This is a genomic window from Catonella sp., from assembly GCF_052169795.1.
In the GTDB taxonomy this organism is placed as follows: Bacteria; Bacillota; Clostridia; order Lachnospirales; family Lachnospiraceae; genus Catonella.
Genome location: NZ_JBQNBU010000012.1, coordinates 1 through 13,050 on the forward strand (window position 1 = coordinate 1; position 13,050 = coordinate 13,050).

At 38.2% G+C, this 13,050-nt stretch carries 13 protein-coding genes and 1 tRNA gene; 1 reads left to right on the forward strand and 13 read right to left on the reverse strand.

Translation table 11 applies throughout. From position 1 onward, the window contains the following. The 12 genes from ACTTKP_RS03070 to ACTTKP_RS03125 form a co-directional block, all read right to left on the reverse strand. Positions 1-916 (reverse strand): glycosyltransferase family 4 protein (locus tag ACTTKP_RS03070; RefSeq protein ID WP_442552438.1); only part of this gene is annotated, 916 nt, incomplete at its 3' end. A gap of 13 nt (positions 917-929) precedes the next feature. Then, a complete protein-coding gene (locus ACTTKP_RS03075) occupies positions 930-1,577 on the reverse strand; it encodes an acetyltransferase (RefSeq protein WP_442552439.1) in 648 nt (215 codons plus the stop codon). A gap of 15 nt (positions 1,578-1,592) precedes the next feature. Then, the gene (locus tag ACTTKP_RS03080) at positions 1,593-3,554 is read right to left on the reverse strand and encodes an NAD(+) synthase (protein ID WP_442552440.1); all 1,962 of its coding nucleotides are present in this window, start codon (positions 3,552-3,554) and stop codon (positions 1,593-1,595) included. 189 nt (positions 3,555-3,743) lie between these two features. Beyond that, positions 3,744-4,949 carry an FprA family A-type flavoprotein gene (locus tag ACTTKP_RS03085; protein WP_442552441.1) on the reverse strand — a complete coding sequence of 402 codons (1,206 nt, stop codon included), beginning with the start codon at positions 4,947-4,949 and terminating at the stop codon, positions 3,744-3,746. A gap of 141 nt (positions 4,950-5,090) precedes the next feature. Next, on the reverse strand, positions 5,091-5,507 hold the full coding sequence (locus tag ACTTKP_RS03090; protein ID WP_442552442.1) for a FoF1 ATP synthase subunit delta/epsilon: 417 nt from the start codon (positions 5,505-5,507) through the stop codon (positions 5,091-5,093). Continuing rightward, a complete protein-coding gene (gene atpD, locus ACTTKP_RS03095) occupies positions 5,508-6,908 on the reverse strand; it encodes a F0F1 ATP synthase subunit beta (RefSeq protein ID WP_442552443.1) in 1,401 nt (466 codons plus the stop codon). Positions 6,909-6,910: 2 nt separating this feature from the next. Next, the gene (gene atpG, locus ACTTKP_RS03100) at positions 6,911-7,801 is read right to left on the reverse strand and encodes an ATP synthase F1 subunit gamma (RefSeq protein ID WP_442552444.1); all 891 of its coding nucleotides are present in this window, start codon (positions 7,799-7,801) and stop codon (positions 6,911-6,913) included. Positions 7,802-7,803: 2 nt separating this feature from the next. Further along, positions 7,804-9,633, reverse strand: coding sequence for a F0F1 ATP synthase subunit alpha (atpA, locus tag ACTTKP_RS03105; RefSeq protein ID WP_442552445.1), 1,830 nt, complete (start codon positions 9,631-9,633; stop codon positions 7,804-7,806). Next, a complete protein-coding gene (locus ACTTKP_RS03110; protein ID WP_442552446.1) occupies positions 9,623-10,114 on the reverse strand; it encodes an ATP synthase F0 subunit B in 492 nt (163 codons plus the stop codon). The genes atpA and ACTTKP_RS03110 overlap by 11 nt, the downstream gene beginning before the upstream one ends. Positions 10,115-10,135: 21 nt before the next feature. Then, entirely contained in the window at positions 10,136-10,357 is a 222-nt protein-coding gene (gene atpE, locus ACTTKP_RS03115) for an ATP synthase F0 subunit C (protein WP_023353816.1), read from the reverse strand. Between the two features lie 32 nt (positions 10,358-10,389). Then, positions 10,390-11,070, reverse strand: a complete 681-nt coding sequence (locus ACTTKP_RS03120; protein WP_442552447.1) for a F0F1 ATP synthase subunit A — start codon at positions 11,068-11,070, stop codon at positions 10,390-10,392. An 81-nt stretch (positions 11,071-11,151) separates the two neighbouring features. Next, positions 11,152-12,372 carry an EAL and HDOD domain-containing protein gene (locus tag ACTTKP_RS03125; protein WP_442552448.1) on the reverse strand — a complete coding sequence of 407 codons (1,221 nt, stop codon included), beginning with the start codon at positions 12,370-12,372 and terminating at the stop codon, positions 11,152-11,154. A gap of 83 nt (positions 12,373-12,455) precedes the next feature. On the opposite strand from ACTTKP_RS03125, the gene ACTTKP_RS03130 reads away from it, so the two are divergent. After that, positions 12,456-12,529, forward strand: a tRNA-Arg gene (locus ACTTKP_RS03130). A gap of 47 nt (positions 12,530-12,576) precedes the next feature. Here the strand turns inward: ACTTKP_RS03130 and ACTTKP_RS03135 are convergent. Next, entirely contained in the window at positions 12,577-13,050 is a 474-nt protein-coding gene (locus ACTTKP_RS03135; RefSeq protein ID WP_442552449.1) for a VanZ family protein, read from the reverse strand.

Genomic DNA, 13,050 nt, shown 5'->3' on the forward strand with positions numbered 1-13,050 from the left:
ATCTATGGTCTAAAAATATCATTCCTACATCACAGACTCTCACAAGCCTGTCATACTCCATTTTAGGAAGTCCTTTAATTAGGGTAAAATTATCAGGCTTGTCAGTATTGATAAATTCCTCCAGCCTATAATACTCTGTACCATTGCCACATATTACAAAATGCGCCTCTTCAACAACCAACGCCTTCTGTATACATTTTATAATAAAAGGAATATCCTGTGGCAGGCCTAAATTTCCTCCATACAAAAACAAAATTTTATTCGTAGGAAGATTATACTTGGATAAAACTTCGCTTCTATCCTCAATAACTATCTCTTTTTGTTCTACCTCTACAGAATTGGGACAGACCTCAACTTTCCCACTATTTACTTCATTATGTTTTAATAAAAATTCTACATTAGCAGGCGACATACAACCTATATAGTCGGAAATTCCATAAAGTTTTTTCTCCTTATGCCTAAATAATACATTAGCCATAAACGGACTAATAAGTCCTATGTCTACCGCATTTTGTGGAAAAATGTCTTTTAAAAGCAGATAGGTCTTAGCTCTTGTTTTTTTCTTAATCTTAACCACAATGTCTGCAAGACTTACCGGTGGAGTGGAATATAGAATCAGGTCAAAGTTTATTTTTGAAAAATGTTTTTCTATTGATTTAGAATACCTAAGCGGAAGTAGTGTTTGAGAAATGCCCTTCGTAATCATTCCTACACCGAAAAGGTTGCCTGTCTTACACCTGAGTAAATGTATGTTCCCCTCCGAAATAAGTTCTTCCTCACCGCCATCCTTTTTTTCAAGCGGAGATACTATATATACCTCATGCCCATTTCTTACAAAACATTTCATCAAATCCATATATATACCTTCATCCGCTATTGAAACTATTTTTACAAGTGTAAGGAATAAAATTCTCATGTCATAAACCTTTCTAAAATGCTCTTACATCTCCTTCTTTTATCACTCTCGCAGGATTACCTGCAACAGTTGTCTTATCCGCCACATCCTTGATCACAACAGCACCCATACCTATTACTGAACCATTGCCTACTGTAATTCCCTGTTTTAGCGAAGAATTTAATCCCATAAACGAATTATCTCCTATGGAACTATTGCCTCCCATTGAAGCCGAAGTGCCGATAACTGAATGCTTACCAACCCTACATTCGTGATGAATTGCTGCCATAGGCTGAACAAGAACATTTTCAGATATATCTGCTTTTACGGAAATAAAGGCATTCGCAGAAACCATGGTTCCCTCATTAATTGCAACATCTTCTGCCACAACAGCTGATGGATGAATGAGCCTCGCAAGCTTATATCCTCTTACTTTTATCTTGTAAAATATTTTTTCTCTAAGCACAGGTTCTCCCAAGCCAACCATGAACTCAATCTCCGATTCCGAATATGTACTGAGTATAGTTTCAAAGGAAAATACCTTTTGATTATCTACTTTTGAAGGAGTGTCATCTATGAAAATAATTTTCTCCCATCTGTTTTCCTTAAAATTTATGGTTCTTGCAAGTTCTTCTACTTCTAAGCCATGCCCACCATATCCATATATACCAAGTACCATCATATCTCCTTATATTTATTATACCCAAAGTCTTCCTACAGCATCAGATGGCATCCTGAAATCCCCTCTTGGAGAAAGGCTTATAGAACCCACTTTAGGCCCATCAGGCATACAGGAGCGTTTATATTGTTGATTAAAAAATCTATTATAAAAACTTTTCTGCCATTTTGCGATTTCTTCTTCTGTATACTCTCCTATAAAAGTTTCACAAGCAAGCCTAAATAGTTTATCAGGCTCTACACCCCAGCGTACTATGTGATAAAGAAAAAAGTCACTAAGTTCATATGGTCCTACCAAATCCTCCGTTTTCTGAGCTATCTCACCTACTTCGTCAGGTGGGAGTAGTTCAGGGCTTACCGGAGTATTAACTATGTCCATAAGCACATTTGCAAGAGAGTCTTTCCCTTTCATCCTACATTCTTCTGAGCAATACTGTACCATATATCTTATAAGTGTCTTTGGAACAGAAGCATTCACCCCATACATAGACATCTGATCTCCATTATAAGTTGCAAAACCAAGGGCAAGCTCACTCATATCTCCCGTTCCTATAACCAAACCATTACACTCATTGGCCAGATCCATGAGAACTTGAGTTCTTTCTCGTGCCTGTGCATTTTCAAATGTCACATTATGTATATGCTCATCATGTCCTATATCTTTAAAATGTCTAAGCACTGAATCTCTTATATTGATTTCACGCAGAGTTATTCCAAGCTCCTTAGCAAGTCCAATTGCATTATTATATGTCCTATCTGTAGTTCCAAAACAAGGCATAGTAACTGATATTATATTTTCTCTACTGAATCTCAGCATATCAAAAGCCCGACATACAACCAAAACTGCCAAAGTTGAATCAAGACCTCCTGAAATTCCTATAACAGCATGCTTTACTCCTGTATGTAGCAGCCTCTTTTTAAGTCCCAATGCCTGCAAGGTGATTATTTCTTCCGAATGTTCATCCCTCTCTTTTTGATCTTCTGCTACAAAAGGAGTTTTAGAAAATTTCCTCTCAAGGGGAATTTTAACCAGCCTTTGCTCCATCTCTCCATATTCATTTTTTTCTGTTATATATGGACTATTAAAAGAAAATGGGATATATTCGTATTCTTCTTTGCCACTTATAGCATAAGTATTCATCCTGCGTCTTTCATAAACCAATCTGTCCACATTTATTTCTGCTGTGATAAAGCCATTTTCAAAACGTTTCTTCTCTGCAAGAACAGTTCCATTTTCACAAATTAAATCATGCCCTCCAAATACCAGATCTGTAGTTGACTCTCCTTCTCCATTTGTTGAATAAATATAACCTGCATTAAGCCTTGCAGACTGTCCATTCACCAATGCTTTTCTGTAATCATGTTTGCCTGTTGTTTCAGGACTCGCAGAAAGATTTGCTATAATTGTAGCTCCAGCCTGTGCATGATAATTACTTGGAGGAATTATTACCCACAAATCTTCACAAATTTCGGCAGCAACTCTAAGATTTTTCATTTCTTTACTTGTAAATATAAGTTTATTTCCAAAATAAGTTATTCCTGATACATTATATTCCCATTTTATTATCTGATTTTTTTCAGGTGCAGCAGCAAAATAACGTAACTCGTATAATTCCGAAAATTCCGGTATATGCTTTTTAGGAATAAGCCCTAAAAGCTCTCCATCCTTAAAAGCTGCTGCCACATTATAAAGCTTACCATCTAATTCAAATGGAAGCCCTACAAAAACAAGCATATCCATATCTTTTCCTGCCTGTATTATCTTATGAAGTGTAGCTACTGCTGAATTCAGAAGCTTGTCCTGTAAAAATAATTCACCACAAGTATATCCTGTTATTACAAGTTCAGGAAATACTGCAATCTTAACTCCCCTTTCCACACAAAATTTCATTTCTCTTATTATACTTTCACCATTAAAAACACAGTCTGCTACTCTTATATCCGGTGTAACTGCTGCTACTTTTATAAATCCATGTCTCATATTTTTACAACCATATCCTTTCTACTTTTCTTATTTGATTTATCAGCACTTAAAAAAGGGTTGTCGCATTGAAGAAAGTACTACAAAATATAGCAAGTCTATCTTCATATATTAACTATATTATGTATACATAATTCTTAGTGCGACACCCTACACACAAGCGGTGCTGTCAGACAAAATTACCCAAATTTAATCTTCCCTTACCTCATCAACTATAATGTCAGCAAGTTTACTCAAGCTTTCTTCCTGATCCTCTGAAATAGCTGATTTAATTGTAATTGTATCCCCTATCTGCCTCATGTCCTTAAGCCCATCCACAACTCCCTTAATCGTCTTTGCTGCACTTGGAGCCCAAGAACCATTTTCTATAACAGCATATGCTCTATTTCTTATAGTAATTTCCTTCATTTCTTGAATAAGCTCATTCATCTTAGGATGCACTGACATATTGTATGAAGGTGCAGCAAATACTATAGTACTGTACTTAAATATATCGCTGATATGATATGAATAATGGTTATTGGATACATCAACCATCTTCATATTCACCATACCTCTCTCAGCAAGCTTTGCTGCAAGCACACTCGCAACCAGCTCTGTATCTCCGTACATAGAAGCATAGGCTATAAATACTCCGTTTTCCTCAGGAGTATATGTACTCCATGCCTGATATTTTTCCAAAATGAAAGGGATATCTCTTCTCCAAACCGGTCCATGTAAAGGACAGATATAAGCAATTTCAGACGGAAGCTTTTTAAATACAGACTGTACCTGAGCACCATATTTACCTACTATATTAGCATAGTATCTTCTTGCTTCATTAACAAATTCATGTCTGTAATCAAATTCATCATTAAATATTCTTCCGTCTAACGCTCCAAAGGTACCAAAGGCATCCGCAGAAAAAAGCACCTTATCTGTTTCATCATAGGTAAACATTACCTCCGGCCAATGTACCATAGGAGCTGTAAAAAACTTAAGACTGTGTGCTCCTGTAGAAAAGCTGTCACCATCTCCCACAAAAATAGTACGTTCGGTCATATCTATATTATAAAACTGTGAGATAAGCCCTATAGTCTTTTTATTTGCAATAAGTTGTACATCAGGATAGATAGAGATAATCTGGGTAATTAATGAACAGTGGTCAGGCTCCATATGATTTACAACCAGATAATCCAGCTTTCTATTTTCAAGAATAGAAGTAAGATTATCTATAAACTGCCTGCCTATCGCATAATCAACTGTATCAAAAAGTACCGTCTTTTCATCCATCAGGAGGTAAGAATTGTATGCCACTCCATCAGGTATAGGAAAACAATTTTCAAAAAGGGAAAGCCTCCTATCGCTTCCGCCTACATAATACAGGTCATCTGTAATCCGCCTGGTACACTTCATTGTATTATCCCCTTTCATAAACACAATTTCGTTAAAATAATAACAATATTTGTTAAACTGCAAACCTGTCCATATTATACAATAAAAACATGAGAAACTAAAGCCTAAGTTTAGCTTCTCATGTTTTTTATTTAGTTCACATTAAGCATTATACTTTGAACTCTCTTTAAGCCTTGTTAAGGCTCTTGCCAGTGAAGCCTGACTCATCTTATGTTCCTGTATACTCTGCTTCTGCCTAAGCTGTTCTTTCGCTCTCTCCAGCGCATCTCCAGCCCTCTTAGAATCTATTTCATCAGGAAGCTCTGCAGTGTCCACAAGCATTATTGCCCTGTTATGGAAAATCTGCACCATACCGCTTCCAACTACTACATAAGTAACAGTGCCATCTTCTTCAACTATATGTCCCTGACCTATGTCCACAGCAAGCACCATATCTTCATGATAAGCCTGTATTGCCCTCAATCCGTCGCTCTGAGGTATGACGAGCATCCTACACTGTCCCTCAAAAAAGATTCTGTCACTTGCATATACTTTAAGATAAAATGTTCTATTTGCCACTTATACGGCCTCCCGCTCCATAGCTTCCGCTTTCGCCTTAACTTCATCAATAGTTCCTACATTAAAGAAGGCTGCCTCCGGATATTCATCCATTTCACCTTCAATAATTGCTTTAAAACCTCTAATAGTTTCTGCAAGCGGTACATATTTACCCTGTACTCCCGTAAATGTCTCCGCCACAAAGAAAGGCTGTGAAAGGAAACGCTGTATTTTTCTTGCCCTGTTAACAGTCTGCTTGTCTGCCTCTGAAAGCTCTTCCATACCGAGGATTGCAATTATATCCTGTAACTCCCTATATTTCTGAAGCATTTCCTGTACTTTTCTTGCAGTGTTATAATGTTCTTCACCTACTACATCCGCCTCAAGTACTCTGGAAGATGATTCAAGCGGATCTACTGCAGGATATATACCCTGCTCAACTATTTTTCTGGAAAGTACTGTAGTTGCATCAAGGTGTGTAAATGTAGTTGCAGGAGCCGGATCTGTAATATCATCCGCAGGTACATATACTGCCTGAACCGAGGTAACTGAACCTGACTTCGTGGAAGCAATCCTCTCCTGAAGTTCACCAACATCTGTTGCAAGTGTAGGCTGGTATCCCACTGCTGACGGCATACGCCCAAGCAGAGCTGAAACTTCTGAGCCCGCCTGCACAAAACGGAAAATATTATCTATGAAGAGAAGCACATCCGCATTCTTTTCATCTCTAAAATACTCCGCCATCGTAAGTCCTGTTTCAGCAACCCTCATTCTTGCTCCCGGCGGCTCGTTCATCTGTCCAAATACTAAGGCAGTCTTAGCTATAACACCCGACTCCTTCATCTCAGTCCAAAGATCATTACCCTCTCTTGAACGCTCACCAACACCTGTAAATATAGAATATCCGCCATGCTCGGTAGCTATATTTCTTATAAGCTCCTGAATAAGTACTGTTTTACCTACACCGGCACCGCCAAAAAGACCAATCTTTCCACCCTTTGCATAAGGTGCAAGAAGATCAATTACCTTAATTCCTGTTTCAAGTATCTCAACAGCAGGACTCTGATCTGAAAACTTTGGAGGTTCTCTATGTATAGTCCAATGCTCTTCATTTTCAAGGCTTTCACCGCCATCTATTGTATCTCCGAATACATTGAAGAGCCTTCCAAGTGTAGCCTCACCAACAGGAACTTTAATACCGTCACCTGTCGCTATTACCTCCATGTCTCTGCTAAGTCCCTCTGAGGCAGTGAGCATGATACATCTGACTATGTTACCACCCTGATGAGAAGAAACTTCCATAAGACATTTCTTGCCATGGTTGTCTACAAGTAGGGCATCTTTAATCTTTGGTACATCTTCATCCGGAAATAGGACATCTACAACAGGTCCCATTACCTGTATTATCTTACCGTTTTTCATTCTCATTTCCTCAAATGCTGTGCTTTAGCACCGGCAACTACTTCAGTTATTTCCTGAGTTATAGCTGCCTGCCTTACACGATTGTATTGTATTGATAAATCTTTGATTATTTCGTCTGCATTGTCATTTGCCGCCTGCATCGCCATCATTCTGGCATTCTGTTCTGAACAAAATGATTCTACCAGCGCTCCATATACAAAGCCTACAAGATAATTAGGAATAACAGTATCCAAAACTTCCTTCGGGGATGGAAGCATCGTAATATCCTGCTGTGTGATAAAACCGGCGGGAATATTTCCCATAATTTTTTTCTTATCAAGTGGTAAAAGTGGTACCGTTTCAGTCTGTGTAACCATGCTGTTTACCATCCTTGTATAAACTATGGTTATCTCATCCAACTCTCCTGCCTGATACTTATCTACAACTGCACCAATTATCTTTCTTGCCCTGTGAAGCGATGGATTCTGCGTTGTATAGCGGAAGTGGGAATCTATATCCATTCCCTTATTCATAAAATAGCCTCTTCCCAACTCACCAACAACAAATAAAGAATTTATTCCCGGCTCTTTAAGCCACTTTTCAGTAGCCTTAATAACATTATGGTTATATGCTCCTGCCAGCCCTTTATCTGCTGTTACAATAATGAGTCCCCGTCTTCTATTTTCAGGCTCTATGTCATTAAGATTCTTAAGAAAACTATGTCTCATATCAGGCATATGTCTTAAGAGTCTTGCAATAGCCATCTGAAGATTGTAAAAATACGGCTCAGTATCTTCAAGACTCTTCTTAGCCTTCCTAAGTTTTGTAGAAGATATCAGGTACATCGCCTTTGTTATCTTTGCCGTATCCTTAACGCTTGAGATTCTGTTTTTAATCTCTCTTGCATTAGCCATATCTATTTACCTTCTTTTGCACCAAGATAAAAATTACGGAACTGAGTTGCTGCATCTACGATTCTCTCAGTGAGATCCTCTGTAAGCACCTTCTGATTCTCAATTTCTCTTGTAATTTCAGGATGATGAGTTTCAAAATAATCCAACATTTCCATTTGGAATTCTTTAATATTATCACTCTCTACAAGCATCATAACCTTTTTGGTAGCAACAACAAGGGTTATAACCTGCTCATGCAGTGAAAGAGGTTTGCAAAGCGGTTGTTTAAGAAGTTCCATAAGCCCCTTACCATAGGTAAGCTGGTTCTTTGTCACCTGATCAAGATCAGATGAGAACTGTGTAAACACTTCCATTTCACGATACTGTGCAAGGTCAATTCTTATAGAACCGGATGCCTTCTTCATAGCTTTACTCTGGGCTGCTCCACCAACACGGGATACCGAAAGACCTACATTAACAGCCGGTCTCTGTCCTGAGAAGAACAGACTGCTCTCTAAGAATATCTGTCCGTCAGTAATCGAGATTACATTGGTAGGAATATAGGCAGATACATCTCCTGCCTGCGTTTCAATAATAGGAAGTGCTGTGATTGAGCCACCTCCTGCTTCATCCGAAAGACGGCTGCTCCTCTCAAGAAGTCTTGAATGGAGGTAGAATACATCTCCCGGATAAGCCTCACGCCCCGGTGATCTCTCAAGAAGAAGTGATAAGGCTCTATATGCCACCGCATGCTTACTTAAGTCATCATAAACAATAAGTACATCCTTACCCTTATACATAAAATATTCTGCCATAGATGTTGCAGCATAAGGTGCAATGTACTGGAGGGCAGCAGAATCTGAAGCAGTAGCCGCTACCACTATAGAATAACCTAAAGCACCATTTTTTTCTAAAGTATTAACCAACTTGGCAACTGTTGAGGATTTCTGTCCTATTGCTACATAGATACAGATAACTCCCTTGCCTTTCTGATTGATAATAGTATCAACAGCTATTGCTGTCTTACCCGTCTGTCTGTCACCTATAATAAGCTCTCTCTGTCCTCTTCCTATCGGAAACATAGAGTCAATAGCTAAAATTCCTGTTTCAAGAGGCACAGACACCGACTTTCTTTCTACTATTCCGGGTGCTTCATGCTCTACAGGTCTGAAGTCGGAAGCAATAATGTCACCGCCTCCATCTATCGGATTTCCGAGTGCGTCTACAACTCTTCCAAGGAATCCTTCTCCTACAGGAACACCGGTCTTCTTACCTGTACGGCTGACCCTTGCCCCCTCTACAACTGTTTCTGCCTTATTAAAGAGAATACAGCCTATACTGTCAGCCTTAATGTCCTGAACCATGCCCTTAGCACCTGATTCAAAGTCTATAATCTCACCATACATAGCATGATCTATACCCTGAATCCTTGCAATACCATCACCAACTGATGTTACAAAACCAACTTCCTGCTCTTTGGTCTTAGGAGCAAATCCGGCTATACTGCTTCTTAGTTTGGAAAGCCTGTCTTTAGCTATGCTTTCAGCATCCAAACCGTCATCTATATAATTTGTATCTGAGGCTTCTGCTGAATCATTGCCGGAATTAAGAAGCTCTGCCATAAGTTGGTCAAGCCTGCCTTTCGTACTCCAGTCATATTCATGTGTACCTATACGAAGTACAAAGCCACCAACCAAATCTGTTTTCTCTATAAGTTCTATCTGAACATCTTCTTTATTTACACCCTTTTTAGAAGCGACAAATTCTTTCATTTTGTCAAGCTGGGAGTCAAGTGGCGGTGTAACATAAAAAAGGCTCACCTTTAACTCTTTAACATTATTATCAAGACTCACTGTGTTCACCCTCTTTTGTTATAAATTCATCATAAAGATGCTTATCACTAGCTCCATTGCTGCTATCATGCATCAGCTTTGTGGTAGCTTCCATAACAAGACGAGCTATTTCCATATCCGCTTCTCTTATTATCTTCTGATGCTCTTCCTTTGCCTGTTCTTTAGCATTATTAATAACTGCTCCTGCCTTCACATCCGCTTCTTCTAAAATACGCCTGTATTCTTCATCAGCACTTGCTCTGGCTTTTTCAATTATACTCTGTCTTTCATTTGAAGCATTGCCTACAGCCTCTTCATACTTTGCCTTTAGTGCATAAGCATCCTGCTTGGCTGACTCCGCCTCATTAAATTTACCGTTTATTGTCTCTCTTCTTTTTTCAAGTATATTGTTGACCGGCTTAAATAAAAATAATTTTATTATTATATACCACATAACAATATTAATTGCCGTAAAGAGGAGATCCCAACCTATTTTAAGCATTATCCCTCCTTAGTATGCCCCTTATTTCAGCATCATTATTATAAGGACTGCAATAACGAAACCATAGATAGCCGTTGCCTCTGCAAGAGCCGCACCAAGAATGAGTACACTACGGATCTTCTCTGCTGCCTCAGGCTGTCTTGCAGTAGCATCTGCAGCCTTGCCTGTAGCAATACCAATACCGATTCCTGCACCTAAACCTGCTAAAACCGCAATACCAGCACCAATTCCTAATAAATTCATAATTTTTCTCCTTATCTTTATTTTAAACCGGCTTATTCAAGCTGTTCGCCAATAAATAATCCGGTCAGGAACACAAATACATAGGCCTGAATAAGTCCGTCAAAGATGTCAAAATAAAAACTAAATATAACAGGAAGCCCTACAGGAAGTACAAACTCAATGAGTTTCATAACTACAAAAGCTCCCAATACATTTCCAAAAAGTCGCATACATAGTGATAGCGGCGTAGTAAATACTTCAAGTATCTTAATTGGAGTTATCACCACCATAGGCTCTGTAAAACTTTTCAGCCACTTCCCAACACCTTTTTTATGTATGCCTGCATATTCAATTATAATAATACTGAATACCGCAAGTGCAATAGTAACATTTAAGTCTTTTGTAGGAGGTTTAAAACCTAAAACTCCAACGACATTAGCAACTGCAATATACATCAGTATGCTTGTCAAGTACGGAACATAGGCACTTCCATGCTCACCTACAATATTTTTTACTGCCCCCTGAAGCCATGTTACTGCGTATTCCACAGCAAGCTGCCTTTTACCGGGGTTTTCCACTTTTAAATTTCTTGTAAGCAAAATTGAAATAACAAGAAAAACTGCCATTATTATCCATGTCACCACTACTGATTCAGAAATTCCACCAAAAAACGGAACTTCAAACACCGTTTCGACATGCAGCTCTTCTGCCAGCCGTTCTGCCAAATCTCCCATTACCTCTCCTTTCCTTATTATTATCTAAATTTATACAACCTAGGTCATTATAGTCCTCATTTTTATTATAGTCAATACTAACTATAGAAACATATCCCTGTACCATATAAGAGCATCTATGTAGGCTGTGTGTATATTTTTTACATCAATATTTAACACTGTCATAAGCCTGCTCACTTCCTGCCAATCTGCATTTTCATAATGAAGCATAAAGTTAAGTAGAGGTGCCAGTCTGCCCTTTCGTTCAACCAGAGCCAAACTGATTTCTTCGGAAATATTAACTAACTCTAATGCTTCTTTCATGCTTTTTTCTAAAAGTATGTCAAGAACCGAGAAAAGTCCCATAAGGAAAAGTTCCTGTGTAACTGCCCCTAATTCAAAACAATAAGCAAGATTCTCTGCAAATTTTGCACGAATAAGCGAAAGACGCATAATTTCACTAGGCTTATCTGCACAGAGAGACTTGGTAGCTGCCGTACTTGCCCATCTTCTTATTTCCTTCTGACCAAGCATGGCGGTAGCTGCCCTTATAGATGTAATCTTTGAATTCCTTGCAAATTTATTTACTATCTCTAACATATTGATTACAAGAGCTGTATCCTTTGAAATTATATCTGCCGCCTCTGTAAGGTCAAAATCAGGCTGATTTACAAGGTTTAAAAGCTCTATATAAGTAATCTTAAGAGGGGCCATCTCGCCTGCCTTAGAAATTGCCGGCATTCTAAAGAAATCTCCCTCAAACAGATGATAACCTCCACTCTCTGTAAGTTTCTCGTACTCTTCTTTAGTATCTACATTAACAGCAATCAGCTTAATATTAGGGTATACCTGTCCAAAATAGATTTTAGCCTTATCAATTTTTATCTTCTTATGGTCAAGCAGAATGTAGTCCATTAAGTTAAGTACTGCCTTATACTCCTCAAACCGCTCTATTTTTAACTTTCTAATAGCAAACTTATATCCCTTGTCCTTAAGTGCTACTATCCTGTCAATATACATCTGCTCCGTATTTATCTTATAGTCAATAAGCAGTACCACCTTACTTGGCGGTGCACTACACTGCTCCTCAATATCTGAAAATAAAGAAATATTATTTACTTCTATAAATACCTCCTTATCTCCTGCGAGAGTACCAATTCCCATACTCTCAACTACTTCTAACCCCAATAACCCTGCTGCAGCATCCAAACTTCCTGTGCCTAAAAGAGCAGGATTCATCAAAAAATTCTCTCTCCTTGCAAAAACGGAATAAGCACATACTTCCATTTTACTATCAAATAAAGGTATCAATGTTGCCAGCATACTCATCTTTCCTTTCAAATGTTTTAATTTTATACTTTACATTTTACAAACAATATGATATAATATTACTCGTTCGACAATTTGTATGTGTAGCTCAGCTGGATAGAGCGTCTGACTACGGATCAGAAGGTCGCGAGTTCGAATCTTGTCACATACATATCAGGTATCACTTCGGTGGTACCTTTTCTTTTATCAAAATCACCTTCAACTTGTTTCAGATTCAACACCATGTCTCCTTCTATAAATCATTTTTGCAAAAACCGCACCTATCACAACTCCTATGAAGTTCAAGAAAATGTCATCCACATCACAGCTTCCTACCCTGGTTATTAACTGAACTCCCTCAATAACCGTTGTTAACATCAGCCCTAAAAAAACACTCTTAAAAAAACTATATCTGCTATTATTCAAAAAATAATTAACAAAGATTCCAAACGGCACAAAAGCAAGTACATTACCTGCAATATTAAAAAAAACAAGTTTAACTCCAATTATCTCAATATTAGTTATATACCTGCTTATTTCTCTAAATAAAACAAAATTGTACCTATATGCTTCTGCAACTTCCCTTTTTCCCAGGATATCACTTAAAAACAGGTGATATCCCAGAAACATCAGGTAAATAAAAAAGACTAAACTAACAGCAAGCTTCTTATTTCTATCCTTAACTTTTTTCAT

Coding starts and splice junctions, on each gene's coding strand:
- atpD (WP_442552443.1), bottom strand. CDS start 6,908: ATGAAAAACGGTAAGATAATACAGGTAATGGGACCTGTTGTAGATGTC.
- ACTTKP_RS03075 (WP_442552439.1), bottom strand. CDS start 1,577: ATGATGGTACTTGGTATATATGGATATGGTGGGCATGGCTTAGAAGTA.
- atpE (WP_023353816.1), bottom strand. CDS start 10,357: ATGAATTTATTAGGAATTGGTGCTGGTATTGCGGTTTTAGCAGGTTTA.
- ACTTKP_RS03120 (WP_442552447.1), bottom strand. CDS start 11,070: ATGGGAGATTTGGCAGAACGGCTGGCAGAAGAGCTGCATGTCGAAACG.
- ACTTKP_RS03080 (WP_442552440.1), bottom strand. CDS start 3,554: ATGAGACATGGATTTATAAAAGTAGCAGCAGTTACACCGGATATAAGA.
- ACTTKP_RS03085 (WP_442552441.1), bottom strand. CDS start 4,949: ATGAAGTGTACCAGGCGGATTACAGATGACCTGTATTATGTAGGCGGA.
- ACTTKP_RS03125 (WP_442552448.1), bottom strand. CDS start 12,372: ATGCTGGCAACATTGATACCTTTATTTGATAGTAAAATGGAAGTATGT.
- ACTTKP_RS03110 (WP_442552446.1), bottom strand. CDS start 10,114: ATGCTTAAAATAGGTTGGGATCTCCTCTTTACGGCAATTAATATTGTT.
- ACTTKP_RS03135 (WP_442552449.1), bottom strand. CDS start 13,050: ATGAAAAAAGTTAAGGATAGAAATAAGAAGCTTGCTGTTAGTTTAGTC.
- atpG (WP_442552444.1), bottom strand. CDS start 7,801: ATGGCTAATGCAAGAGAGATTAAAAACAGAATCTCAAGCGTTAAGGAT.